General features: G+C 61.5%; 28 protein-coding genes. 13 read left to right on the top strand and 15 right to left on the bottom strand.

All coding sequences use genetic code 11. The features are described from left to right. The first annotated feature begins 36 nt into the window (after positions 1–36). From V7060_RS16310 to V7060_RS16295, 4 genes are all read left to right on the top strand, one after another. Positions 37–390 (top strand): gamma-glutamylcyclotransferase family protein, encoded by a 354-nt coding sequence (locus tag V7060_RS16310; RefSeq protein ID WP_334180304.1) that lies wholly within the window; start codon positions 37–39, stop codon positions 388–390. A gap of 198 nt (positions 391–588) precedes the next feature. Next, on the top strand, positions 589–2,889 hold the full coding sequence (locus V7060_RS16305) for a DUF11 domain-containing protein (protein WP_334180303.1): 2,301 nt from the start codon (positions 589–591) through the stop codon (positions 2,887–2,889). Between the two features lie 129 nt (positions 2,890–3,018). After that, the gene (locus V7060_RS16300; protein ID WP_334180302.1) at positions 3,019–4,167 is read left to right on the top strand and encodes a PAS domain S-box protein; all 1,149 of its coding nucleotides are present in this window, start codon (positions 3,019–3,021) and stop codon (positions 4,165–4,167) included. Further along, a complete protein-coding gene (locus V7060_RS16295) occupies positions 4,164–4,517 on the top strand; it encodes a response regulator (RefSeq protein ID WP_334180301.1) in 354 nt (117 codons plus the stop codon). The genes V7060_RS16300 and V7060_RS16295 overlap by 4 nt, the downstream gene beginning before the upstream one ends. An 18-nt stretch (positions 4,518–4,535) precedes the next feature. Here V7060_RS16295 and ligD read toward each other — a convergent pair whose 3' ends face one another. The 8 genes from ligD to V7060_RS16255 all read right to left on the bottom strand — a co-directional run bounded on the left by ligD (position 4,536) and on the right by V7060_RS16255 (position 10,835). Continuing rightward, positions 4,536–7,112 carry a DNA ligase D gene (gene ligD / locus V7060_RS16290; RefSeq protein ID WP_334180300.1) on the bottom strand — a complete coding sequence of 859 codons (2,577 nt, stop codon included), beginning with the start codon at positions 7,110–7,112 and terminating at the stop codon, positions 4,536–4,538. Between the two features lie 5 nt (positions 7,113–7,117). After that, positions 7,118–7,294 (bottom strand): DUF3606 domain-containing protein, encoded by a 177-nt coding sequence (locus V7060_RS16285; RefSeq protein ID WP_185896137.1) that lies wholly within the window; start codon positions 7,292–7,294, stop codon positions 7,118–7,120. Between the two features lie 24 nt (positions 7,295–7,318). Continuing rightward, positions 7,319–8,254 carry a Ku protein gene (locus V7060_RS16280; protein WP_334180299.1) on the bottom strand — a complete coding sequence of 312 codons (936 nt, stop codon included), beginning with the start codon at positions 8,252–8,254 and terminating at the stop codon, positions 7,319–7,321. A gap of 78 nt (positions 8,255–8,332) precedes the next feature. Next, positions 8,333–8,686, bottom strand: coding sequence for a hypothetical protein (locus tag V7060_RS16275; protein ID WP_334180298.1), 354 nt, complete (start codon positions 8,684–8,686; stop codon positions 8,333–8,335). Positions 8,687–8,693: 7 nt separating this feature from the next. Then, positions 8,694–9,041 (bottom strand): response regulator, encoded by a 348-nt coding sequence (locus V7060_RS16270; protein ID WP_185896134.1) that lies wholly within the window; start codon positions 9,039–9,041, stop codon positions 8,694–8,696. A gap of 104 nt (positions 9,042–9,145) precedes the next feature. Further along, positions 9,146–10,120: an SOS response-associated peptidase family protein gene (locus tag V7060_RS16265; protein ID WP_334180297.1), complete on the bottom strand. Its 975-nt coding sequence runs from the start codon at positions 10,118–10,120 to the stop codon at positions 9,146–9,148. Positions 10,121–10,137: 17 nt separating this feature from the next. After that, positions 10,138–10,566, bottom strand: coding sequence for a hypothetical protein (locus V7060_RS16260; RefSeq protein ID WP_334180296.1), 429 nt, complete (start codon positions 10,564–10,566; stop codon positions 10,138–10,140). Then, complete coding sequence (locus V7060_RS16255; RefSeq protein WP_334180295.1) at positions 10,566–10,835, bottom strand: hypothetical protein; 270 nt, start codon at positions 10,833–10,835, stop codon at positions 10,566–10,568. Before V7060_RS16255 ends, V7060_RS16260 begins: the two co-directional genes overlap by 1 nt. Before the next feature lie 239 nt (positions 10,836–11,074). Here V7060_RS16255 and umuD point away from each other — a divergent pair, with 239 nt between their 5' ends. The 6 genes from umuD to V7060_RS16225 all read left to right on the top strand — a co-directional run bounded on the left by umuD (position 11,075) and on the right by V7060_RS16225 (position 14,666). Further along, positions 11,075–11,542, top strand: coding sequence for a translesion error-prone DNA polymerase V autoproteolytic subunit (gene umuD / locus V7060_RS16250; protein WP_334180294.1), 468 nt, complete (start codon positions 11,075–11,077; stop codon positions 11,540–11,542). A 2-nt stretch (positions 11,543–11,544) separates the two neighbouring features. Then, positions 11,545–11,952 carry a hypothetical protein gene (locus V7060_RS16245; RefSeq protein WP_334180293.1) on the top strand — a complete coding sequence of 136 codons (408 nt, stop codon included), beginning with the start codon at positions 11,545–11,547 and terminating at the stop codon, positions 11,950–11,952. A 1-nt stretch (position 11,953) separates the two neighbouring features. Continuing rightward, positions 11,954–13,216 carry a Y-family DNA polymerase gene (locus V7060_RS16240; protein WP_334180292.1) on the top strand — a complete coding sequence of 421 codons (1,263 nt, stop codon included), beginning with the start codon at positions 11,954–11,956 and terminating at the stop codon, positions 13,214–13,216. 108 nt (positions 13,217–13,324) lie between these two features. Next, a complete protein-coding gene (locus V7060_RS16235) occupies positions 13,325–13,615 on the top strand; it encodes a hypothetical protein (protein ID WP_334180291.1) in 291 nt (96 codons plus the stop codon). Next, positions 13,612–14,226, top strand: a complete 615-nt coding sequence (locus tag V7060_RS16230) for a DNA-3-methyladenine glycosylase (RefSeq protein ID WP_334180339.1) — start codon at positions 13,612–13,614, stop codon at positions 14,224–14,226. Before V7060_RS16235 ends, V7060_RS16230 begins: the two co-directional genes overlap by 4 nt. 26 nt (positions 14,227–14,252) lie before the next feature. Continuing rightward, entirely contained in the window at positions 14,253–14,666 is a 414-nt protein-coding gene (locus V7060_RS16225; RefSeq protein WP_334180290.1) for a hypothetical protein, read from the top strand. 26 nt (positions 14,667–14,692) lie between these two features. Here the strand turns inward: V7060_RS16225 and V7060_RS16220 are convergent, their stop codons facing one another. Then, positions 14,693–15,622 carry an SDR family oxidoreductase gene (locus V7060_RS16220; protein WP_334180289.1) on the bottom strand — a complete coding sequence of 310 codons (930 nt, stop codon included), beginning with the start codon at positions 15,620–15,622 and terminating at the stop codon, positions 14,693–14,695. Between the two features lie 115 nt (positions 15,623–15,737). Here V7060_RS16220 and V7060_RS16215 point away from each other — a divergent pair, with 115 nt between their 5' ends. After that, a complete protein-coding gene (locus V7060_RS16215) occupies positions 15,738–16,454 on the top strand; it encodes an SOS response-associated peptidase (RefSeq protein WP_334180288.1) in 717 nt (238 codons plus the stop codon). Between the two features lie 73 nt (positions 16,455–16,527). After that, entirely contained in the window at positions 16,528–17,043 is a 516-nt protein-coding gene (locus V7060_RS16210; RefSeq protein WP_334180287.1) for a lipocalin family protein, read from the top strand. A gap of 142 nt (positions 17,044–17,185) precedes the next feature. Here the strand turns inward: V7060_RS16210 and V7060_RS16205 are convergent, their stop codons facing one another. The 5 genes from V7060_RS16205 to V7060_RS16185 all read right to left on the bottom strand — a co-directional run bounded on the left by V7060_RS16205 (position 17,186) and on the right by V7060_RS16185 (position 22,548). After that, on the bottom strand, positions 17,186–17,581 hold the full coding sequence (locus tag V7060_RS16205) for an H-NS family nucleoid-associated regulatory protein (protein ID WP_334180286.1): 396 nt from the start codon (positions 17,579–17,581) through the stop codon (positions 17,186–17,188). Positions 17,582–17,697: 116 nt separating this feature from the next. Beyond that, entirely contained in the window at positions 17,698–18,999 is a 1,302-nt protein-coding gene (locus tag V7060_RS16200) for a hypothetical protein (protein WP_334180285.1), read from the bottom strand. Positions 19,000–19,030: 31 nt separating this feature from the next. Further along, positions 19,031–19,951: an ATP-binding protein gene (locus V7060_RS16195; protein ID WP_334180284.1), complete on the bottom strand. Its 921-nt coding sequence runs from the start codon at positions 19,949–19,951 to the stop codon at positions 19,031–19,033. Beyond that, positions 19,941–21,920, bottom strand: a complete 1,980-nt coding sequence (locus V7060_RS16190; RefSeq protein ID WP_334180283.1) for a hypothetical protein — start codon at positions 21,918–21,920, stop codon at positions 19,941–19,943. The genes V7060_RS16195 and V7060_RS16190 overlap by 11 nt, the downstream gene beginning before the upstream one ends. Continuing rightward, on the bottom strand, positions 21,913–22,548 hold the full coding sequence (locus V7060_RS16185) for a hypothetical protein (protein ID WP_334180282.1): 636 nt from the start codon (positions 22,546–22,548) through the stop codon (positions 21,913–21,915). Before V7060_RS16185 ends, V7060_RS16190 begins: the two co-directional genes overlap by 8 nt. A gap of 266 nt (positions 22,549–22,814) precedes the next feature. Here V7060_RS16185 and V7060_RS16180 point away from each other — a divergent pair, with 266 nt between their 5' ends. Continuing rightward, positions 22,815–23,933: a hypothetical protein gene (locus V7060_RS16180; protein ID WP_334180281.1), complete on the top strand. Its 1,119-nt coding sequence runs from the start codon at positions 22,815–22,817 to the stop codon at positions 23,931–23,933. Here the strand turns inward: V7060_RS16180 and V7060_RS16175 are convergent. Next, positions 23,866–25,440: hypothetical protein (locus V7060_RS16175; RefSeq protein ID WP_334180280.1), on the bottom strand; the 1,575-nt coding region annotated here is incomplete at its 5' end. The genes V7060_RS16180 and V7060_RS16175 overlap by 68 nt on opposite strands.

Below are 25,440 nucleotides of genomic sequence, written 5' to 3'. Positions count from 1 at the left end.
GGAACGGGCGCGTGAGTTATGTATCGGGGTGTGCTGATGGATGATCGACTGTTCGTATATGGCACCTTGGCGCCGGGCAAGCCCAATGCGCATGTGCTCAGTGGTGTCCCCGGCCACTGGGAGAATGGCACGGTGCGCGGCCGGCTCGTCCAGCGCGGCTGGGGCGCCGCGCTGGGGTATCCGGGCATTGTTCCCTGTCCCCAAGGGCTGGTCGGGGACGAGGTGGCAGGTTGGATTTTCACTTCTCCGCAGTTGCCCGAGCAGTGGGACCGACTCGATGCTTTTGAGGGCTCGGGCTACCAGCGCGTAACAACTTTAGCCAAGCGCGCCGATGGCAGCATGGTTCCGGTGCAGATCTACGCCATCACGCCCGAGCAAGAATCGTTCTGAAAAGAGCGCGCTGCGAGATCAATGTGAGGTGACGCAGTGGGTCAGGATCTAACCCGTGGCGACCTTTGCTTCAGCCGCCGATGCTGGCTGGGCACGCTGGAGTTCTCAGGGAGCGGGCTGAGCAGCACGTTGGCTTGGCATGCTTGTTGCTGATGATCTGAGATCATTCAGAGCCCTGCATCCATGGTGAGAGGTCGCGTGATCTTTTCGGTAGGACGTTCCAAGCAAGATTGCGCCCAGGCATGTGCGAGGATCATTCAGGACAAACCCCCTTTCTGGCTTCTCCTGCTGGCAATCGCGCTCATCGCGCTCGCACCCTCAGCCTCGGCCCAGGTCTACCGGGCCTTTGACCAGCGTTACACCACCACGCTCAACGGCGACCTGCTGTTCCTGTCCAATACCAACCTCACCTGCAACAGCACCACGGGCAGCTGCGGTGCTGCCATCAACGACGGGCTGACGATGGTGGCTACCCGGCTGCCGGCCGATACGACCGATGCAAGCATCACCAACTCCAGCAGCGCTACCCTAGCAGCGGCAGACTTGCCGGCCGGCGCGCAGATCGTACGCGCGCAGTTGTACTGGGGTGGCCTGGTTGCCAGCGATGCCAGCAGCCAGCCCAGTCCGTCGCCAACAGCCACCTCGATCCGCTTCGGCCGACCGGGGCTTGGCTACCAGGCGCTTTCGGCGAGCGGCTGCGATGTGTCGCCGCGCTCTACTATCTGGGGCGCAGGACAACCCCACCACGTCTACACCTGCCGCGCCGACGTGACCAACGCCGTGCGTGCAAGCGGCGCGGGTACCTACCGTGTGGCCAACCTCCCGCTGCAGTCCGGCTTGGTGAACCGCTTCGGCGGCTGGACCCTGGTGCTGGTGGTGCAGAACCCGGCGCGTCCGCTTCGCAACTTCACGATCAACGATGGCTTGGCGGTGATCGCCACCACCGGCACTGCCCCGGTGAACCAAGTCTCGTTGACGGTCTCCGGATTCCGCACGCCCTTTAGTGGGACGGTGGCCGCGCAGCTCGGCTGGATGGCGATGGATGGCGACCGCGGCGCGGCCGACGGCTTCACCTTCCAAGGCCAGGGATCCTCGCTGGTCAACGTGTCAGACGCCTGCAACACCGCTGGGGATGTCTTCAACTCCACGATCTGCCGGCTGGGCAGTGTGGTCAACCAGCGCAGCGTGGCCAACAACAACCTGACCAACACGCTGGGCTTTGATGCCGACATCGTGCAGCTCGCCAATCCCGGCAACACCGCGCTGGCCAACGGCGCGACCTCCGCTACCCTCACCGCGCGCACCAGCAGCGAGGGCTATGCGATCTCGCTGCTGACCACGGCCATTGATGTGTTCCAGCCCACCGTGGATGCGGCCACCGCCAAGACCCAGGCCAACCTGACCAATCCGGGCCTGCCCGCCGGCCAGGCGCGCGCGGGCGATCGCATCCGCTACACCATGACACTGCAGAACACTGGCCAGGACAATGCAGTCAATGTATCGATCCGCGATGCGATCCCGGCCAATACCGACTTTGAGGCCGGCAGCCTGCAGGTGAGCGCCGGTGCGAATACCGGAGCCAAGACCGATACGGTGGGCGATGACGTGGCGGAAGCGGCGTCAAACACGACCGTGTTTCGCGTAGGCACCGGCGCCGATGGCAGCCAGGGCGGATTGTTGCGCTGCCAAAGCTGCATTGGCACGCAGCCGACCTCCGCCACGGTGAGCTTTGTGGTGCGCGTACGCGCCGATGCCGCCGACGGCGCGGTGATCCGCAACCTCGCTCAGGTGAGCTACACCGGCGCCTCCAGCGGCGAGGTATTCACCGAGAGTACCAACACCACCGAGCTACGCGTTCAGGCCCCGCCCCGATTGACGCTAGTGAAGACGATCGCCGGCCGCGCGATGGCTACCGACCAGTTCACCATCGCCATCGACAACGGCGGCCCCAGTACGACCAGTACGGGAGCGGCGAGCAGCGTATCGACCGCCGCCTTCACCGCCACCGCCGGCACGACCTACACGCTGTCCGAAAGCGGCGCGGGCACGCCGGCCGCCAACCTGGCGCTGTACGACACGCAATACAGTTGCGTAAACAGCATCACGGGCACCACCGACGTGCCGCCAGGTCAAGGCCGCAGCTTCCAGGTCACGCCGGTGGCGGGCGACGACCTGACGTGCACTTTCGTTAACACCCCACGCACGGTGGACCTATCGGTCACCAAGACGTCCTTGGTCACGCAGGTCGTACAGGGCAATGCCATCGACTACACGGTGACCGTGACGCATGCGGCCGGAACCGTGGCCGCAGATGGGGCCATTGTCCGTGACACACCGGGTACCGGCCTGAGTGCGTGCACCGTGATCAGTTGCACACCCAGTGGCGGGGCAAGCTGCCCTGCCACCCCGGCGGAGCTGCTGGCCGCCGGCGGTACGCCCATACCGCTGCTGCCGCCGGGCAGTCGCGTAGTGTTCGCGGTGCGTTGCATTGCCGACTAAGGCAGCGGCGGTTCACCTAAATGGCATTCGCATAGCTCTTATGTGCTGCTGTGCAACAGCCATACGTTGTCGCACATGCACGACTATTTCACCTGCGTTTCAATAGGGTCGCGGCAACGGAGATCCGGCATGCAAGCACGCCACCCAGAACGCGTTGACCTATCCGACCGCTTGCGGCAATTCGAACTGCTGCTCAACTCGGTCACCGACTATGCCATCTACATGCTCGATGCAGAGGGCTATGTCCGTTCGTGGAATGCCGGTGGAGAACGCATCAAGGGCTACCGGCAGGAGGAGATCGAAGGCACGCACTACTCAGCCTTCTACCTGCCTGAGGATGTCGCTCAGGGCATCCCGATGAAGAACCTGCATATCGCCGAGCGCGAGGGTCGCTTCGCCGGCGAGGGCTGGCGCCTGCGCAAGGATGGCTCCCGGTTCCGGGCCAGCGTGGTGATCGATCCCATCTGGGATGCCGGTGAGCTGGTGGGATTTGCAAAGGTCACCCGCGATATCACCGAGCGGTATCTGGCCGAGCAACGCCTTGAGAAAGCGCGTCAGGACTTACTGCAATCCCAGAAAATGGAGGCCGTCGGCAAGCTCACCCTGGGTCTTGCCCACGATTTCAATAACCTGCTGACCATCATCATCAACAGCCTGGACGTGATCGATACGCGGGCCCAGAACGAGAAAGTCTCTGAGATGGTCCTTACCGCCTTGCGCGCTTCCGAGCGCGGCATCCTACTCTCGCGCCAGCTGCTGACCTTTGGCCGCGGCCAGAATTTGGTGCCAGAGCGTGTTGACCTAAATCGCCTGATCGAAAGCGGCAAGGACCTGTATCGCCGCTGCGCGGGTTCGGCCGTGTCGGTTTTTTTCGATCTGGCACCGGACTTGCCCATGATCGATGTCGATCGTGGACAGTTTGAAGCCAGTCTTCTCAATCTAGTTAGTAATGCGCGCGATGCCATGCCATCCGGTGGCGCCCTCTACCTGACCAGCTTTCACTGCGTCAAAGCCACTCCGGCCGATCCTGAGCACCGTCAACGTGAGTACGTCTGCGTGGCCGTCAAAGATACCGGTGTCGGCATTTCGGCCGAGCAGCAGGCCCAGGTGTTCGACCCGTTCTTCACGACCAAGCCAATCGGACGTGGCAGCGGATTGGGTTTGAGCCAGGTCCATGGCTTTGCCGCCCAATCTGGCGGATTTGCCGAGCTGGAAAGCGCCCTTGGCGCCGGCACCACCGTCACCCTGCATTTCCCCCTACCCGGAGCGTTTACATGAGCGAGATGTCCCTCTTGTTTGTAGAAGATGAGGACGATCTTCGCGTCATCATGCAGGATGCCCTTCAGAGCCACGGCTATCAGGTCAGTCTGGCCACCGATGGTGCCAGCGCGCTGACCATGCTCGAGGGGGGCACGGCGTACTCCCATGTCGTGACCGATGTACGTATGCCCGGGGAGGTCACCGGTCTGGAGGTGGCAACCAAGGCACTGGAACGCTCACCGCACTCACGCGTGGTGCTGGTATCGGGTTACCAGCGCGGTCAGCTGCCTCCCTTACCGGAGGGTGTGGTGTTCCTGAGCAAACCCTATCGCATCAAGCAACTGCTGCTGGCCCTGGAAGAAGGCTGACGCCTCTGGGAACCTGCGTCAGTCCTCGTCGGCCCATCGCGCCAGATTTTGCTTGATCGATCCGATCCCTTCCCAGGGATCCTTGCGGCGTCGTTTCAACTTCGCCGGCACCTCATCGATCGTGAACGCATTGGCCTTGGTCAGTTTGGACAGCTCGCTCCATGCCAAGGGCATCGCCACCGGCGCCCCGGCACGGGCACGCATCGAATAGGAGGCCACGGCCGTGGCCCCTCGCCCATTGCGCAGGTAATCCACGAAGATCTTTTTGGTTCGTTTGGCTTTCGTGGCCGTGGCCACGAAGCGGTCAGGTTCTGAGCGCGCTAGCGCATCGGCAAAGCCGTGGGCAAAGCGCTTGGTCAAGGACCAATCGCAGCCGGGATTGAGCGGTACCACTACGTGCAAGCCCTTACCGCCGGAGACCCGCAGGAACGACTCCAGCTCCAGCTGGGCCAGCAACTTGCGGATATCCACGGCTGCCTGCTTGATCTCGGTAAACGGGACGCCCGGCCCCGGATCCAGATCGAACACCACCCGATCGGCGCGATCAGGTGCATCGGCGTGCGAGCCCCAGGGATGGAACTCCAGCGCATTGAATTGGACCAACTCCATGAGCCCCGGCAGGTCCTCCACCACCAGATAGTCGGCATTGTTGCCAGACTCTTCCTTGAGCTTGACCGTCTCCACGCGCTCAAGGCCGGCGGTCAGGTGCTTCTGGAAAAAGCACGGCCGCTCGATGCCCGCCGGGCAGCGAATGATGGATAGCGGACGACCCGCGATCTCAGGTAGCAGGTGGTCGGCCACGGCCAGGTAGTAATCCCAGACCTGCTGCTTGGTGATACGCGAGTCCGGGAACAACACTTTGGTGGGACTGGAGAGCGTGGGCAGCGCCGTGTCGCTCGCTTTTCGTGCCGTCTTCTTGCCTCCCCTCTTCGCCGTCTTGGCTTGCGTGGCGCGCGGGGCGGAGGCCTTCGAGGATGCTCGGGCCTTTGGATTGGCTTTGATGCGATCCCCCCTGGTCAGGTCCTTGACGTCCTTGTCGGTGCGAATGGCTTTGAGGCTGGGTTGACGCAGCAACTGCTGACGTCCGATGCCCCGAAAGAACACCTCCACCACGAACCGCGGTGCAAACCAGGTAGCCGCTCGCAGGTCAGTGTCGGTGGTGCCCACATGGGCGGTGGGCTTCTTGCCCCTTGCTCCGGCCAGCTGCTGGGTGACCTGGCGCATCAGCGCATCATTGAAGCCGGTGCCTACCCGGCCTACGTAGCGCCAACCATGCTCCGGATCAGGCTTGGCTAACAGCAACGAGCCAAACCCGGTCCGACTGCCTTTGGGCGCCGTGTAGCCGACCACGGCGAACTCGTCGGAGGCCAGCTGCTTGGTCTTGCGCCAGTCCTCGCTCCGCCCGCCCTGATACGGTCGGTCTGCGCGCTTGGAGATGATGCCTTCAAAGTGCCGCTGCCCCGCCAGTTGGTAGGCGCTGTGGCCATCGCCGGCGATATGGGAGGAGAAGGCCAAGTGCGCCGGTGGATCGGACAGCATTGCCTGCAGCAAGGCCTTGCGCTCAATCAGCGGCGCCGCCGAGACATCCACCCCATCCACATGTAACAGATCGAACAGGGCCAGAGCCAACGTGCCTTGTCGCTCGCCCGAGAGCGTGGACTGCAGCAGGTTGAAGTCTTCCTTGGTGCCGGACCCGGCAATGAGCTCGCCATCCAGTGCGCCGGAGGTCAGCCCCAGTTGCGCGATGGCATCGCGGATGTCAGGAATCTTGTCGGTCCATTCCAACGCGTTGCGCGACCACAGGCGCACCTGACCCTTGGCAATGGTGGCCAGGATGCGGTAGCCATCCCATTTAAGCTCGTGGATCCACTGCTCGCCTTCAGGCGGAGCATCGCCCAGCTTGGCCAACTGCGGCTCAAAGGGGCCTGAAGGTGGAGCGGCTTTCTTGGCGCCTGTCAGTTTCAGGGCCTTCTTTGCCCAAGCATTGGCGGGTGCCTTTTTCGACGGCAAAGCGGTGAGTTTTTTCTTGGCCGTCTTGCCCGAGCCTGCCCGCTTCAGATCCGCTGCCGGGGCCTGCGTCACATCGGCCAGCAGGTCATCGGCTTCCAGCTTGCCGGCATAGGCATCCTTGTCCTTGAACAGCAGCCACTGCGGCTGCTTGGCCGGTTTGCCTGAGCGCACCAGATGCCAGCCGCCCTTGAGCTTGGTGCCGAACAATTCAAAGCGCAGATGCCCTTTGACCAATTGCGCTTCCGGATCGGTATCGGTACTCCAGACGCCATGATCGAACTGCGCCACATGGCCGCCGCCGTACTCCCCCTTGGGGATGTCCCCTTCGAAAGAGGCGTAATCCAGCGGATGGTCTTCCACCTCCACCGCCATGCGCTTGACCGAGGGGTCATAGCTGGGTCCTTTTGGCACGGCCCAGCTCTTGAGCGCATCGCCGATCTGCAGGCGAAAATCGTAGTGCCGCCGGCTGGCGTGGTGAAGTTGCACCACGAAGATCGGTCGCCTGCCCTTGGGCGCAGCCTTGCCCGGCTCCGGCTCGCGCGTCTTGTCGAAGCTGCGCTTGCGACGGTAGTCGGTCAGGCTCATGGCACTTACTTACCCAAGTGCGCGCGCACGGCCTTGGCGGTGTTGCCCACGGCCGACACCGCCGAGCGCAGTTGCGCTTCCGAGATTCCGAGCTCCTTGGTCCAGTACTGCACCTCGTAGTCTTCGCTCAGGTTGATGCGATCGCGATCGGGTGAGCCGGTATTGCGCTTGTCATCTGCCATCATGGTTCTCATTGGAGGTGGTGATCAGGACGCCTTGCGGCTGGCCGCTTTCTTGGCGGCTTTCTTGGGCGCTGAGGTGGCCTTGGCCGCCTTGGCCGCCTTGGCCGGTGCTTGCTTGCTCGTGGGGGCTTTTTTGGCCGCGGTCGCTTTCTTGGCCGGGGTGCGCTTGTTGCTCTGCAGGCTCTGCTGCAGCAAGGACATGAAATCCACCACGTTGGTGGCCGCATCCTCGCGGGGCTCGGGCTCCTCGAACTTGGTCGTCGCCCCGGCCGACTTGATGCGCTTTTTGATGATGTCCGACAGCCGTGCACGAAATTCGTCGTGGTAATCGGCCGGATTCCACTCCGAAGTCATCGAGTCGATCAGCTGCTCGGCCATCTGCAACTCCTTGGGCGCCAAGCGGTAGTCCGCCGGCTTGCCTTCGGGCAGCTTGTACTCATCGAAATCGACCAGCTCCTGCGGGTAACGCAACAGGATCAGCACCAGGGCCGGGCCATCGGGCATGACCGCGCACATGTACTCACGCGTGCGAATGACGACCTTGGCAATGCCGACCTTGCCCGAGCTCTTCAGCGTCTCGCGCAGCAGGACGTAGCCCTTTTCTGCCTTCTTGCCCGGAACGAGGACATAGGGCTTTTCGAAGTAGCGCAGGTTGATGCTGGCCGCATCGACGAAGGTTTCCACATCGACCGACTCATGGGACTCGGGCGCCGCGGCGGCGATGTCCTCTTTTTCGATCACCACATAGCTGCCCTTGTCGTACTCGAAGGCTTTGACGATGTCCTTCCACGGCACTTCTTCGCCGGTGTCGGCATTGACCCGCTCAAAGCGGATGGGCTTCTTGTCGCGCGAGTCGAGCATCCGGAAGCTCAGGTCGGTGCGCCGCTCGCCCGACATCAGCGACACGGGGATGTTCAACAGGCCGAAGGAGAGGGATCCACTCCAGATCGGACGGGCCATGGCTGCCTCCAGAACGTGAACGCCCCTTGTAGGACGGAAGGTGTGAAGCAGATGTTGAATAGGCCGTGCGCGGCCGCCTTAGCCGCCAGCCTGCTCGGCATACCAGTGGGCGTAGGGCGAGTTCTTGGCCAAGGTGCGGGTATAGTCCGGCGCGGCATCGTCCCACCACACCGGTCCACGTTCGCCTAGCGCCGTTTTCGCAACATGCACCGCCTGCCGGGCTGCCTTCAGGTCGGGCGCGTTGCCACTGGCCAGGGCGCGCTTGACCGCGCCTCGGGCCGCCATTAGGTCCTTGACCAGCGCACTGCGCTCCGGTTCGGACAGACGCGGATCGCTGGTGCGCCAGAGCCGTCCTCGCACCACCAGATAGCGCCCATCTGGGGTGAACAGTGGCCCGGAGGGCTGGTGTGCTGCGGTGGCAGGATCGTCCATCCCAGGCCTAGCGCGGGGTCAGCACGTCCAGCAGCAGCGGCACGCTAAAGGGCTTGGTCATCAACAGGGTCCCGGTGGGCAGATCCGTCATCTCTTCCTTGGGATGGCCCGACACCACGCACACCGTGGCACGAGGATTGAGTACACGCGCCTGGCGCGCCACCGCCGCCCCGGTATCGCCGGGCATGTTGTAGTCGGTGACCACACAATCGAAAGGCGACTTGGTCAGGTGATCCAGCGCCGCGGCCGCGTCGGCGGCCTGCGTGACCGCGTGACCTGCGCCGGTCAGCGCCTGGGCCACCAAGTCTCGATGCTGATGATCATCGTCTACGTAGAGAATGGTCAGGCTTGTCATGTCGCGCAATGTGATACCCGCCCGAGGTCAGCGTGAACGATTAACCTGCCTGGCCAGCGCCCACGTTGGGATAGTGAGGCAACGGTATCTTCCGCGGAGTGCCGTCAGGCCGCTTGCTGGATCAATTCATAGTACGGATGCCGCTTGTCATCGAAGATGGCAAACAACGCATCCAGATGGTTCGGATCTGGGTTGAGCCAGGCATCCACGTGCTCGGGCTTGATGTTGATGATGGTGCGATCGTGCCCGGCGGCGGCCACTTCCGGCTCTGGCTCATCGGTAATGGCCGCGCAGGACCACAGATCAGGCTCCTGTCCGGTCGGATCCACCCAGTGCGAATACAGGCAGGCGATGTACATCGTCTCGCCAGTACGCGGGCGGAAATGGATCTCCTTGGATCCTCCCATGCCATCGTCGACGCTCTCATAGAACGTTTCAGCCAGCATCAGGCCATGGGTGTAGCCGAACTGCTTGCGCCAGAACAAGGTGAGCTTGTCCCGACGGGCGTTGTACGTGCCCGATACCCGCCCGTCCTTGGTCCAATCGATGGAAGGGTTCATGCCGGCGGGACGGCAGTGGTAGCGCATGGGCCGCACCACTTTCCTGCCACCTTCCGAGATGAGGATAGGCACGTACCAGTCCGGGTAGATGCGGTTATCCGTAGCAGGCTGCAATCGGGTGCGCTTGGCATCTTCGATCCAGCGCGTCATCTGCTTGATCTTGTTTCTCGCAACGCGCTGCTCATTGAGCGCGGTCTTGGTGGGTTTGACGGCCAGCTTGGCCTCTGCCGCTTCTAGCCGGGCCTGCTGGGCGGCCAGGGCTGCCTCACTCTCGGCCAGCTTTTGCCCGTTCCACTGCGAGATCAGTTCCTGGATCTGTTGCTCTTGCTCGGACTTGGGCGGCAAGAAATTCAAATCCATGCCCTTGGGAATCTTGGGCGTGTCGCGGGCCGGCTTCCGAACGCGGTAGGCCTCATCCCGCTTGAGATAGACCTTCCAGAATTCGCGGATGTCGATATCCGCCCCGAACTCCTTCACGAAGTTGTCGTAGAGGGTCCAGGCTTCAGCCGAATAGCACATGCAAGGTCCTCGAAGATTCAGGGGCTGGACGCTGGCATGTGCTGGCGCACGACCTCCACCAAGGCCTCGTCACTGATGCTAGGCAATTGGCGATGGGCCTCGATGTAGTCATCTACTGCGGTCATCACCGGGGCGTATGCGTCCATCCAATACGCATTCAATGGCAGATCCAGGAAGTACGTCGGGCATATGAGTTCCCGGTTGTCCAAGGTCATGCCGTATTCCAACCACGCGTGGGCGAGGTCCTCGTTGCCATGCAGTCGAGACAGCTCATCCCACATCGTCGGGGTCAGGCCCAACTCTGCCTGCTTGGCCTGCAGCATCGTCCCGAACTGACGATAGGTGGTCTGTTCCCGGAAGGATGTCGTCAGGGGAAAGGTGCACACCCATTCGTTGAGCTGCTCGAGCAACTTCACGGCATGCGGGATATCCAGGGTGTCTTCCATCAGCCTTCACTGCAGGGTTCGTCATCACCGGGAATCAGACCGGCTTCTCGCTGGATGCATTGCAACCGGCTCCAGACATGATCGTAATGCTCGGGAGGCGTGGCGGCCAGCAGGCCATTGGCCACGCTTGCAATGGCATCGGCATGATCCTCAGGGCGCAGGTCCGAGAGCTGGCCCGGCAGTGTGCCGGCCAGTTCGTCCAGTGCAATGTCCAGTTCCGCTAACGTTTTTGTCATCTGAGCCATCTCCTCACCGTCGAGGGGGACCATACGGGTGGCTCGTCAATTTGGAGCGAAGAACCTTCAGGGCATTCCTGCTTCCGTTGATATCGCGCGTGGAACGTGCTCTGACTCGCTGAACGTCAGTTCCACGGTCGGTGACGATCGTGGCCTGACAAGGCTTTAGGTCGCTCATGCGTGGATGGTCTTGGCACCACCCCTGACCGCGCTCTAGCCTGTCTCCCCGGTGCCGTCTCACCGGGTGATCCTGACTTGTAGAGACTCTCGCCATGCTCAACCAGCCGCTACCACCTCATTACCTGGGCGCCGCTCCGCTCCATCCCCCTGTGCTCGACCTGCCCTTGTTGCCGGTGCGGGCTACGTGCGGCTTTCCCTCGCCCGCAGAAGACTTCTACGGCAGCCAGGATGTGCTGGATATCAACCAGCGCGTGGTGCGTAACCCGGTTGCCACGTTCTACGTGGAGGCCGACACGGGCACCTCTATGGTGGAGTTCGGGATCTTTCCCGGCGATACCCTGGTGGTAGACCGTTCTATCCAGGCCAAACACGGCGACATCGTGATGGTGAATTGGGAAGGCGGCTTCACCGTCAAACAGCTGCGCTTGCGCGCGGGTCGCTATGAGCTTCATTCGGGTAATTCGACGTACGCGCCGCCCCCCATCCTGGTTCCGGAGGACACCGAACTGGATGTATGGGGCGTGGTGACCTGGTCGTTTCGTAGACAGTTCAGGCGCTGAGCATGGCCGCTCCCACTCCTGCCTGGCTACCTGAGCTCGAGCCGCTGCAAAGCGCTCGTTGGCCGATCCGTTGTGGACACATGTTCAGTGCCACGGAAGTGGAGCGCCTGCGCGAAGGTGTATGGCCTCGTGAGGCGGAAGATCGCTGGGCACTATGGGTGGATGGCGAGACCTTGCGGTGTTGGCGTGCCGGTACGGCGCCTTGCATCTACGAAAGCCGTCTCACGGTGGCTGAAGATGGCAGCGCGGTGGCCAGTGTCGTCGAGGTGTTGGATGAAGAGCCGCTCTACCAGCGCGCGATCACCGACGAGGGCGAACTGGAGCGCTTTGAAGGCGTGCTCTCCCACCTGCGTCGCCGTGAGTACGAATTGACCGCAGAGCCGATGTCACCTGAGCAACACGGAGTTTGAGATGTTCGGGTTGGTAGATGGCAATAACTTCTACGCCAGCTGTGAGCGGGTCTTCAACCCCTCACTGCGCCACCAAGCGGTATGCATCCTGTCCAATAACGACGGATGCGCCATTGCACGCAGCCAAGAGTGCAAGGATCTGGGCGTGCGGATGGGTCAACCCATCCACGAAGTGCCCCCACACATACGTCGACAGCTGAAGATCTTTTCGGCCAACTTTGGGTTGTATGGCGATCTGTCAGGTCGCGTGGTCTGCGTGCTGCGCAACTGGTTTGCGAGTGTGGAGATCTACTCCATCGACGAGTCGTTCGTCACCTTCGACGGCGTGCCTGAACAGCAGCAGGAGAGCTTGGCACGACAAGCCCGCGCGCAAATTCTGCAGTGGGTCGGCATCCCCTGTTGCGTAGGCATCGGGCCCACGAAGACCTTGGCCAAGCTGGCCAACAAGCTTGCCAAGAAGACCCAGGACGGGGTGGTGACGGTACTGCCTGGATCTCAGGCGCTGGAACACTACCCGGTGGAAGATGTCTGGGGTGTAGGCCGAAAGCTCACGGCAAAATTGGGTGCAGAAGGCATTCTGACCGCCGCCGATTTGGCGCGGGCAGATCCCGATACCTTGCGCGCACGCTATGGGGTCACCTTGGCGCGCACACAGCGCGAGTTGCAGGGCGTGGTGTGTAGCGAGCTGGAGGAGGCAGAGCCGGATCGGCAGCAAATCGTGGTCTCGCGCTCCTTCGGCCAAGAAGTGGTTGCGCTGGAGGATCTCCAGCAAGCCGTATCTACCTTCGCCCAGCGAGCGTGCGAAAAGCTACGCGCCCGGTCCCTGCAAGCCGGCGGCGTGTGGGTATGGCTGAACACCAATCCCTTCAAATCCAGTGCCGCCCAGTACCACCCCTCCAAAGCCTTCAACTTCATCGGCCCCACCAGTGATACGCGTGAGGTACTGCTCATCGCGCAGGGATTGGCCAAGGCGATGTATCGTCCCGGATACCACTACAAGAAGGCCGGGGTGGGCTTGCTGGATCTAACCGCAGGCGATGTGCACCAGGCAGATCTGTTTGCCGGTATCGACCCGCGCTCGCAAGCCCTGATGAATGTGATGGACAAGGCCAATGCCAAATTCGGTCGCGGCACGGTGGCCATGGCCTCCTCCGCTTGGCAACCGCGTGCGGTCGGGTCGGTCAGGCCGCGCTGGGCGATGAACCAGAAAAGTCTTTCGCCGGCCTACACCACGCGCTGGGATCAGTTAGTCAAAGCGCGATAGAAGCCCTGTACCGAGATACGCGGGCGCCGCTCGTACGGATGGCTGTGCGATTGACACGGAATTGACGCACCCCCACCTAGCGTCGGGGATAGTGTCTCAGGAGTGCCCATGGCCAGCTACAAACCGCTTTCACCCGAGTTCTCGTGGCTTGAAGACGGCAGCCGCCTGGTTTTGCGCCTGCAGGAGATCCCGCTGGCCCAGATCGAGCCGGCCGGCAATGCATGGGTCGTACGAACCCTCATGCATGACGGGGAACCTCCCGCCCGAATCGCGGTGCCCTCGCCGGAAGACGGCAAGGCTTGGGTCATGCGATGGGCACAATGCCGACAGTCCGCACTGGTGCGTGCGATCGCCCATCGGATCACCGGTCGAAGTCCCGCCGCGCTGCACCCTGACTGAGCACCGCGGTTGTGCATGCCCTTCCCCGCTCGTTCTACCGTCGAGATCCGCGCGTGGTTGCGCCTGAGCTGCTCAATAAGGTGATCGTGGCGCCGGATGGACGTGCTGGCCGGATCGTGGAGGTTGAAGCCTATTGCGGATCGGAAGACCCCGCTGCCCACACCTACCGCGGCAAGACCGTACGCAACGCCACCATGTTCGGCCCCGCGGGTCACCTCTACGTTTACCTGAGCTATGGCATCCACATGTGCGCCAACACCGTGTGCGGTGAGATAGGTGAAGGGTACGGCGTGCTGTTGAGGGCCATAGAGCCGGTGCAACGTGTGGAGGCCATCCGTGATGCCCGCGGTCATCCGAGGCAGGATCGCGAACTCGGCAGCGGGCCTGGCCGTCTGGCGCAGGGGCTCGGCATCAACCTGGATCTCAACGGTGCGGACCTGGTAACCCGGGATCGAGGCATCTGGGTAGGCGATGACGGCATCGCGCCCCCCTCCCAGCCCGCCAGTACGCCGCGGATCGGCATCTCCAAAGCCACCAATCACTTGTGGCGCTGGCACGTTCCCGACAGTCGTCACGTCTCCCGTCTGCCCAAACGTTTCTTGCAGGGCTAAGGACGGAGCAACCCAATGAGCCGCCCATGTTGAGCCAGGATCAGATCACCGCAAGCCTCTCTCAGGCCGAGCACGTCATTCGGACGGGCACGCTCAACGAAGATCCGCACTACTTTCTCGAAAGGCTGTGGGCCCAAATTTACGAAGAAGCCCCGACCCACTTGCAGCCTGAAATCTATGACCGACTGCAGTCCCTGGCAGAGTTGCTAGGGGTTAACGGGGGCACGGCTGCCGAGCAGCGCCTTGGTGGCCCGGCGTGGGACACCTTCCTGGCTGCTTTGGAAGATTTGCCCGATGCCACCGACGATGAGCTGGTGTTCTGGCGCGCCATCGACCACGCCAGTGAGCCGCTCCTGCGCGGGTTCGGTCCGGATGATCGACGGACCATCGAAGAGGCGATCCAGGCCGAATTGCGCATTCGGGGCATTGCCGGGCGCTAAGAGCGCCCGGACCACCGCCAAAGTAATCAGCTGCCCTGCGAGCGCGGATCCGCGGTGGTTTCAAGGATCTGCCCATCCTTGGACACGCCATACACACGACCACTTTCGCCGGCCTTGAACAACGTGCCGTCCGGATCAAGCGGGGCCTGGTCGTGTTGCTGGCGGTTGGCCTGCATGGCCGACATACGATCTGCCAGAGCCGGCAGCAAATTGCTGGTAGCCGTGTTGACGTGGGCCAACGCACCGACCTTGATGTTCCTGCCGCCGTCGACGGCGGCTCCCAGAATTGCCTCAGCCACCCGGTGCGGGTCGATGAGCGGGCTGGGCAGCTTGGGTTCACTGGGCAAGTAGTTGCGGGCGTGCTGCGGGTAGGGAGTATTCACCGCAGTGGGCTGGATCAGCACGATTGACACCTTCTCCTCATCCACGTGTTCGTGCTCTACCCGGAGTGTATCGGTGAATCCCTTCACCGCGTGCTTGGACGCCGAGTACATGCCCTGCAGGGGAACGACCGCTTCAGAAACCTCGCTGCCCACATTGATCAGCGTGCCATGTGCGGAGCGCAACGCCGGCAGCGCTAGCAGCGAGCCGTTGACCACGCCCCAAAAGTTGATTTCGAACAGCCGCTTGCTGTCCGCCTCGGTGACCTGGTCCAGTTTGCCGTAGATCGCGACACCTGCATTGTTGACCCACGTGTCGATCCGACCATGCAGGGTGACGATCTCGATCACGGCTTGTTGCAGGGCATCTCGATCGGACACGTCCACGGTAATGGCATGTGCCCTGCCCCCTTCGGCTGAAATCGTATGAACGATCTCATTGAGGGTCTGGGAACTGCGCGCCAGCAAGACCACCTTCGCCCCCCGCTCGGCCGCCAGCAATGCAGTGCACAAGCCAATGCCGCTGGAGGCACCGGTGATGACGATGACTTGTTCATTGAGGGGCTTGTGCTTCATGGCAGGACGTCTCATGCGGGGGAGCCTTGACCCTAGAAGCTGCCACATGGTCATAAAGTGAAAGTCCGCCCAGCTCCTAACCCTTCAATCACTTCAAACTGGCTAAGTTGGCTGCATGCGAAGGTTTGCCCAAGCGATCGCGGAGCGTGGCCAGCTGCCAGGGGAGCTCCCCGATGCCATCGCGCAGGCGATTGCCACCGGTCCTGACCGCTACAACGTGGGTAAAGGCAAGCCAGCCTATGCCGTGGCCATGACCGAGCAACGTCTGGTCGTGGTAGCTGACATGGTGTGGGGCCTGGTGCCCCGTTGGTCAAAGACGCCCTACACCCGCTACACCACCGTCACAGCCCGGTTGGAGCGGGCACCACGTAGCCGCATCTTTGCCGACGCCTGGAAGCATCGGCATTGCTTGGTACCACTGAGCGGGTACTACAAGTGGGATCGGCAACGAAAGCCACCGTGGCCGCACTTCATCCAGCGCGCTGATGGAAATGCGCTGTTGGCTGCGGGGCTGTGGGAACGATGGGAGGGACAGGAGGGAGAGGTGATGCACTCCTTCGCCGTGCTCACCGCGCCCAATTCGGCCATCCCGGCCCCACTCACACCTGATGGACCGGTGTTCCTGGAGGGCAAAGCGGCCATGCGGTGGCTCAGCGGCTCTATTTCCTCACCCCGATCGCTACTCCGGCATGCCATGGAGCCTGACTTGGAGAGCTATCCCGTCAGTCGCGCGATCGCCAAGCCGGACATAGATGACTACACCCTGCTGGAACCGGTGATGCCTGACGACACGCCGCTTGAGGATGAAGAAGAAGCGTGGGACGAGGACTAAGGAGCGATGAAACGGACCCTTCACGGGGACCTGTCTAGCCTCGGACACATCTTCCCGAACCAGGTGCCATGCCATGACGCACGCCTCCGAACCCACCACCGCGACCTTGGTGGATCTGAATCGCTACATCGGCACGTGGTATGAAATCGCTCGGCTGCCGATGCGGCACGAGCCAGAAGACTACACGGACATCACCGCGACCTACTCGCTGAACGAAGATGGCACGGTTCGCGTGGACAACCGTGCACGGGATGGAGATGGCAAGGCGCAGCAATCCATCGGAGAAGCCACCGTGGTGGACGAATCCCATGGCGCCAAACTGGAGGTGTCCTTCATGCCTGATGGCCTGAAATGGCTTCCGTTCACCAAGGGCGATTACTGGATCCTGCGCCTGGATGACGACTATCGCTACGCCTTGGTGGGTTCGCCGGACCGCAAGTATCTATGGCTGTTGGCCCGGGAAGCGGTGGTGCCGGCGTCGGTCAGGGACGAATATCTGGGCACGGCGCGTGAGAAAGGTTTCGACCTGACCTCACTCATTACAACCCCGCATCGTGGTATGCCCGTAAGCACTACGGAGCTGGGCTAAAGACTTCTGATCAATACACCCCAGCACCTTTTGTCGGATCCTGCCAGAGCTAGGATCCGCCGGGGCGTCAATGTGATCAGGAACATGAAGAATCGTTCTGAGGAGGGCGATGCTGTGCAAAAGGTCGCCATGCCTGAAGCGGTTACCCCGGGAATTTGGGGAACTTCTCACTGGGATGTTTTGCCTTCCACTCCTTATAAGCGGCGGTGCCCTCCCATGCGGTAAATGAGCGTGGTGGGCGGCCGCGCCCGCTCCATGTCTCCTGGGTATGGGGGAGCCAATACTTCGGCGCGACCTCTTTGCCTGCCGCCTCCTTTTTGACCTGCTTTGGCCCGCCGGCGCCCAAGAGGGCCGAGATGTCCGCCTTCTGCTTGGCACTGAAATGTGCACCGTACTGGCTCAACAGGCTCACTACCTCGGTATGTGCCTCTATGGACTGCTGCTGGCGGAGCTGAATTTCCTGTTCTTCCAGCTTGCGAAGCTCCTTCTCCAACTGGGCCTTGGCGGTGGCGATGGAATCCAGCGTCGGTTTGCTCATGCGTGTAATACCTTGTGTTCACTAGGACTTGATGGCCGAATCAAACTGAGTTTAGTGGATCACCGCACGTAAGATGCGATCACATTTTTGAACAAAGGAATGCGAATCCGTGCGGGTCAGGCTGGCCGTGGAGACGCCATGGACATGATCCACGCGACATCTGTGATCGTATCGCTGCCTTCTGCGCGAGTCGCACCTCGATCGAAGCTGGCCAGCTTTCGCACCATGCGCGCCACCCGCTGATTGGGTCGCGGGCATCGTATGGCAGACCATTGATGCTGGTGGCAGAGCAATCCGAGTTCGACCGCGTCGTCCTCGGCGCGATCCTCGCTGCCGCATACTCGCACCATCTTTGGCTCAAGAAATCGCAGGAGCATTCGGTAAGCATCCAGATCGCCGGTCGTCTCCCATTGTGTGTGGGCAAACCAGGCCACCGACAGACATAAGCCGAGATGGGCGCTTTCGAACTGTTCCGCATTCAGTCTGGCGGAAGGACCCTGCCTGGCGAACAAGCCCTCGTGAACACGCCACGCCCAGAGCTGAAAGCCCACTTGGCAGGGACAGCGTAGATCATCTTCTGTCTGATCACCCGGCGGCTCATCAAGACAGTCGTGGCCGGTCATCATCGCCAGAAAACGTACGTGCTTCAGCACGCGGTGCACACCTTCAAGATGGCTGAACGGGGCAGCGGAATCGGCAAGTGGCGGTGACAGGAAGCGAAAATAGCGATCCAGCACCTGACTTTGCGCAGACCGCTGCCGAGGATCCAGATAGCCCTCGGCATACAGGCACCGCAGGTCCTGGGGACTGATGCCGCACGCGTGCAGGGGATCATCGTCGTTAGGAAGACCTGCGATCAGGACGGCCTGAGCGATCTGCCGTTGCCGGGCGATCCCTCGCGTCGCAAGCAGGCTGACGGTCTTATCATTCTCCCAGTACCGGTATCCAGCCCGCTTCATGCATCGGCTGCAGTACAGGAACCTAGTACCACGAACGATGCGATAGCGACGCTCCATGCCACAGTAATCACAGAACCCACGCAGCGGCACTTCGTGCACAGGGCAATGATGTATTGCCCTGTGCTGATGCGCGATGAGGTGTGTTTCCGTCTTGGCGCACTGCGGACAACAACGAAGAGCCGCCAGTAGCCATTCTGCCGGGACCTCGTCCAGGTCCTGCCGCGCACGCGCCAGGACCTGTATCAGGAAGTCGCTCTCCAGCCGGTGAATGTCAGACTCAATACATGCTGCCCATCGCATGAACACGGTCAGGTGAATGACCGACGGTGGCTTGAGATGAGCCAGTTCCGACGCCGCGAGTGCATCCACGATCCGTGCGATTTCCAAGGCGCTGCACAGGTTGAAGCGCGCGATCGAGAATAGCGCCCCGAACAATGAGTTGTTGCAGTGATCGGGCAAACTAGGTACCCAGGTCCCGGTGAGTAGTGGTTTACTCACTAGGGACGCTCTGCAACACCTCCGCAGTGATCTTCAACTCGTCGCTGTCCAATTTGCGAAGCAGAATGAAGAGGTTAGCCAAGTACCCGGCCACACTGGACATGGCCACCACCGTGCCCACCCCCGGCAGGCGCCTTTTCTTGAGCTGCTGCCAGATCGGGTCACAGTGCGCCTGCAGCCGCCCCCCACTCTCATAGAACCTGGGCATGAGCAACTGCAAATACGTCAGACCCGAGCCGGCGGGGAACTCGGAGCTGTCGTCAACAGCTGCCAAGACGGCTTTAAGCTCGCCCGCATTCTGGATGCCCTTAAGCTCATTGAGGGTGGACATGAAACGTTTTTCCAGATCCGAGCGTGCGGCTTTGAGCTGTTGACGCTTCTCCTTGAGCTCCACCTGCCCGAACAGCACCACCGTCACCTTGACGCGGTCGCGCACCAGGCGATTAATCACCGACTTAAGCCAGGCGAACTCATCACAGCTCAGCTCCTGGGCCTCATCGAAGATCAGAAACAGGTGCCGCGCTTCCCCCGACAGCGCCAATAGCGCGCGATGCACCTGCGTACGCTTTCCGGCCAGGTCACGTAGGATCTTGGGTGCGTAGTCGATCTGATTGAGGATTTCTGCGAGCAATCGTCCTTCGGCCGGATTGGTGTCTTCGACCACCTCGAAGATCAGCACGCCGCAGCCGGGCTTCTTTCGCTTCATCTCCACCAGCAGCAGCTCGGCACAGGAGCTCTTGCCCGACAGCGGCTGGGCGAAGAAGGCAATGGAGCCCCTGCCCTTTCGGCCCAGTGCCCAGACACGGCCCAGGACATCCTTGGCCGCCAGTGTGGGCAGCACCGCCCGCTCAATGATCAGCGGATGCTCATCCCATATCTGATCACGCAAACGCAGAATTTCCTCAGTAGTCATTGCGATCTCCGTTGAAGGCACCTATGTCGTCCCACTGCATGTAGTGGGAACTTGTTGATTCGCTGGCTCGATCCAGTAGCTCAGTCACCGCGACCTCGGCCTCTTGCACCTGCGCGGTGGTGGTGGCGACGTCATCGGGCACATCGCGACGGGCGTTGTGATCGCCCACATGTCGCACGGCTGTCTTGGCGGGCTTGGATTTGCCCTTGGCCTTGGCGTAGTCATCTGCCACCTTCTTCAGGAAGGCGGCCACGACATCGTCATTCCTGTCGTTCTCGATGTAGCCCTCACGAAGCAGCTGATTGATCTGGCGCCGCAGATCAATCGAGTGATCGCTCCAGCGCCAGCGGCCGCCGGCCTGGCAGGTACCAAAGGGACGCCCGCGGTAGAAGACGTCAACGAATCGGACGTTGGTGCGCGTCACATGCAGGTCTACCTGCTGATCAAGCAGACTCCAGTCCTTGGCCACCGCCGGGTTCGTGTAGTCGACCTCCAGAAAGGAAAAATAGGGGCGACGTCCGGTGGCTTGATTGCCCCGAATCTCTGCTGTGAGGATCGACTTGGACAGATCCGCCTCGCCTTCCCGCAGCGGAGGCAGGAACGGAAACAGGTACTGATCGCGTTCGGGTCCGCAGATCAGCGCATGCATGCGCTGGGCGGGGCTGGCCGCCAGGTTGGCTTTGCCCTGTTTCTCGTTGAATTTGCGCACCAGGGCCGCCACGAGGGCCACGATCTCGCGCTCGGATATCACGCAGGCCCGCGCGGCTTCCTCGGCCTTCTGCCGCTTTGGATCCTGGGGACCGGCACCGGTGGTCTGGGGAAGTCGTTTGAAGCCGGCGCGCTCCAGTTCATTGAAGACGCGCTCCACCAACTGGCGTCTGGCCGGCGTCTTGACCGGACCAAAGTTCACCGTGCATCCGCTCAGCGCCATGACGCGCGAGAGCAGCTCGTCGGCCAGATGGATGAGTGCGTTGTCCAGCAGCAGGCAGTTGAACCCACACCAGCCGAAGCGGTCATCCAGATCAACCAAAGGGCGCTTGGCGAGCTGATCGCCCTTCCGGTGGGCCCAGTCCGGCTCGCCGACCATGCCCGCATGCAGCACGTCCATGGCATCGCCGGCGTTGGCCGCTTCGCGGAAGATCACCTTGAAGGCCATGATCCAGCCCTTGTGGCGATCAACCAGCAGCAGGAGCGTCATGCGGCCTGCATCCAAGAACCGGAAGCCTTCCGGTGTGTCGATCCTGACGGTGCCGATGCAGCCGATGGCGTGCTCGTCCATCTCGACGATGTCCATCGGCATGCAGGCCACTAGTCGGGAGACGTGGCCGTTGCCGGATTTGGCTTTGGTCGCCGCCTTGTCGCCATACTGAGTGGCCACGATCTCGTCATAGCGCTTGATCAGGAAGGCTTCGGTGAACTCGCGCACGGCCCCTGCCCCCTGCCGGCGGGAGGTAAACGGCCACGACTGCTTGTCGGGATCCTTGGCCTCGCACATGCGCAGGAATTCCCTGTGGACCGATTTGTGGCGAATGCCCGCTTCACCGCCGGGCTTTCGTTTGGCATTGCACAGCAAGTACGACTCCAGCGCTGCGGCAATGTCGCTGTTTGTGCTTAGCAGCTGTCCCAGCGCTCCTGCCAGGCCTTTGCTTTGGTGCTTCGGCAGGGGCGCCCGACGCTGACGTGCCCGGATCTCCAGATAGGGCAACAGCCCCACCCAGCCGATTGGCGCGCCTCGCTCATCAGGGGTGACGCACTTGTCATACGCGCGATAGAACACCTCTCTCCAGATCGACAACTCCTTCAGCTTGGGCGTGATCCGAGCGCCGCCCACATAGGCGAAAATGGCGTCCTTGAGCGAGTGGAACCGCTTCTGCTGCGCCGCCTCCAGGCCTTCAAGGGACGGCATGGCCCAGCTGTCGAGCACCAAACGCTCGGGGGGCGTCGTCTTCAGGGTCAGGCGCTTACCCATGACGATGTGCCCGCAACACGGTGCCCGGCCCCCACAGGTGGGTGTCCGCGTCGCTTTGGATCTCGCGTGCGCGCAGCAGCGTGGCCAGCGCGCCAGTCACCAGTGCGGTGCTCTCCGTGGCCAGCTGCTGGCACAGGACTCGAACCGTGAGCTCGCTATGTTCTTCCAGAAGATGCCGGCAGCGAATGATTACCGGGCCCAAGGAGTGCGATCGGCACCGGTTGATCGTGGGGACGATGGCCCGCCAGCTTTGAATCCGCACCTTCCCCGCGTTGAGCACCGCCAGGCTGATCAATCGCCGGCCCGCCACCGATGCCTTGTCGGCCTCAGGGGCCAGTTCGACATCCAGCTCGGTTCCCTCCAGCGTGGTGACGGTCGCGAAGTGCCGCCGCCCCGGCCGCGAGGGCGCTTGCCCGTGGCGCAGAGGGGCATAGTCGATGGATGCCAGGTCCGGCGAGCCTTCCAGATAGAAGAAGGTGTCCAGCTCGATGTCCGAACATAGCGTCAGCGGGAGCGACTGCGTGTCCTGTGGGGGGCTGACGAACCACAGGTTGTAGCCGCTGGCTCCTCTGGCCCGCACAGAGGCCAGGTACTGGCTGCGCTTCTGCTGCGCCGGAGTCTTAGCCATCGGCGTGCCCGGACAGACCGACGGCTGCAGGCAAACGGGTACGACCTTGACCCGCCTGGCGGGAAGGGGTGTATAGTGTCTTTGGCATCAACAGGTCCTCCAACGACCTGGCCTCAAGAGTCCGACCATTGCCGTGGCGGGCTCTTTTTTATGAGCTAGTTGTTAATCCCAGTGGTACTGGCGTACAGGCTACCTGTCCGGGAGGTCGTCAAATCGAACCTCCGGCCGTGGTTTGATTTTCAATCCTCGCCCGAAGAGCCCCGATCATGGTGCTGGACTGTGCTAGCGGTTTTCCTCAGTTGGGCGCCCGGGTCTGGACCCGATACCTGTTGAGGTCGTTGGACTGCGACGTCGAGTGGTTGAATCGCACTTTGCTTCTGCCCTGTGAAGGCTTCACGGAAGTGATCTATGAGGGGCTGACGCCTCGGGTCTTCGAGGAGATCCACCACGCGGGCAAGAAGCCCGACGGGGCCTATTGGAAAGAGATCAAGGACAAAACCAAGAAATTCAACCTGCTCGAACGGGTATGCGAGCGTGTCCCGGCTTCACGCGCCTGGTTGCTACGCGATTTCAGCCGCTACATGCAGGCAGATCCGCCTTCATTGTTGGACTCACGCGAGCAACTGCTGGCCTACACCAACACGCGGGGGCTCATGCTCGTGCCGGGGCGCATCATGGCCGCCGTGAAGCACCTGGATCCGGCGCTGTCCGCCGACCTTGAGCACCGGTGTACCGGGGCGCTAATCAGGGCAGCCACCCCCAGTACGCTGCTCTTTGTCCTCGCCTTTCTGCACGAGGTCACGTGGCGCAGGCGCTGGGAGAAAGAGGCGGCAAGGGAATTGGCTTACAACGCAGTAGCTGCGTTCACTGCATCGATGCAAGAACGCGGCTTCGAAGATGGCCAGCGACTGGCCGAGCACCTTCATCCTCACCTGCACGATGCGGTGGCCAATGTATCGGTGTGGGGTGATCGATCCGCGCCTTCGAGCCTCGCGCCGGCATTGGAGGACTTCTCGCCACTGCCCTTCCTGGTGGAGAGGAACCAGGACATGCTCGATGCCTGCGCCTGCCTGTATGCGGCTGGCGAAGCATGGTATGAGCGCATTGGACACCGCCTGCCGGAGCGCTATCAGCATGGCGCCCTAGAAGTAACAGTGGACGGTTTGACCTCACATACCCCCGCAAAGGCTAGTGTTGAGGCGGCGTTGCTCACGCTGCGACTGGCGTTGCTTAAGACGCACGGCGATATCTCGCGTGAATATGAAAAGTCGCTGTTGATCACGACGGCCAATACCCTCGGAACCCATGCAACGTCGTCTAGCGGTTACCGCGGTGGCGGGGACACCCGTTCGCCTCGTTTATCCTCGCGTGCAAGATCGGCATAGCGGTCGCTGCACGCTCGCGCGCTCCGTAGTCGATCTTAAGATACTTGGCTTCATGCTCCACGCGGATTCTTCCAAGCGCCGAATTGTCCGGTGCTTCATGGCGCTCCGCGCAGTGAGCCGAAGCCCATTGCCATCGTGCTGCCTCGTTAAGATCTGAAGCTTCACACACCTCGGAGAAGTCGATGTCACTCAGATCATGCCAAAGTATCGCGGGCTTGGCCCCCTGCTTCCTGATTGGCTCCCAATTCTGAAAGGTTGTTGACCACTTACTGGCTTGCCATCCTGTCAGTTCCTGTTGCTCGCTTCTCAGGAACGTCGCGATGGCACCGGTCAGACACGCCTTCTCTAGGATGTAAGACCCGAAGGATCTCTCGGCCGTGCTCTTCAGCCCCCAGGCATCCCAGAATTTGTAAGGGAGCTTCTCATATACACGTTCATTACAGCCCTTCTCCCAAACGGCGAACCCGTTTCCTATGCAGCAGAGCTCGGATGCGATCCGAGATGAAAACTGTGACACCCCCTTGCGTTTGATCACCTCTCGCGAGGTGGCGATGCACACCAGATGATCGGAGTACCGCTGGAGCAGCCACGCACCCGAACGCAACTGGGCGCTCTTATGGATAGCATATTGATGCTCCCCATTGATCAAATAAGGTTCGTCGCTACGTGGGGGTCTCGAAATCGGCTGTATTGATGGCAGTCCGTGCTGATTGATTGCGATGTTGATAGCGGCATAGCGAGGAACAAGGGAAAGATCCTCGCAACGCTGTCTTTGGGGCTCTAACATCTCTGTCATAGCTTCCTTGACACCCGGAAACCGACCTTGCATGCCAATCCAACTCGTTACCATTGAAGTAATCGGCGCGGAAGCATCCATTGCCGCAATGAGATCTCGATGAGCGTGTGCAATCGCCCGTCGGATGCGCTGATTCGCGCATATATCGCTCATATCGGCAGCCAACAGAGAGCTGCCGCATGCATTGCAGCAAAATGCAGGGCGGAGCAAAGCGGCGTTGTAATCCAGTTGCTCCCCGCAATCCAGGCAGTGCGAGATAAGTCGTCGTTTGTGGTAAGGACAGAACTCGATGAACTTCAGCTGGCAGACTGTGAAATGCATGCCAAGCGCGATGCATTCCTTGCATAAACGCAGATGTTCGTCTTCCCATGCGGCAGGAACATAGTCGTTCAGAGTCAGAAAGCGGGACTTATCGAAGTAGTCCTTCAGTCTCCCGCGCAGTATTGGCCAAAGGTGTCTATACGCCTCGCTGCTCCATTCATTCGCGACGGTGGCGTAGTCGATCCGTTCAGGCTTGCCTGGATACAGATTCTTCTCAGTGATGCGAAGATCGCGCATTAGTTGCAGAGGCCCTCTTCCCGCGAACCAACCCAGCTTGTTAAGCAAGGCGTAGGTCGATTCTCCGGGTAGCAAGGCATCGTGCACCCAGGGTATGTAGGGTTCACCCCCGTTTTCACGGACACTTACAAGAAGGCCGATCCAGGCCATGAG

This window comes from Pseudoxanthomonas sp. (assembly GCF_036845285.1).
GTDB lineage: Bacteria > Pseudomonadota > Gammaproteobacteria > Xanthomonadales > Xanthomonadaceae > Pseudoxanthomonas_A.
This window is presented reverse-complemented; position numbering and strand designations above follow the sequence as displayed.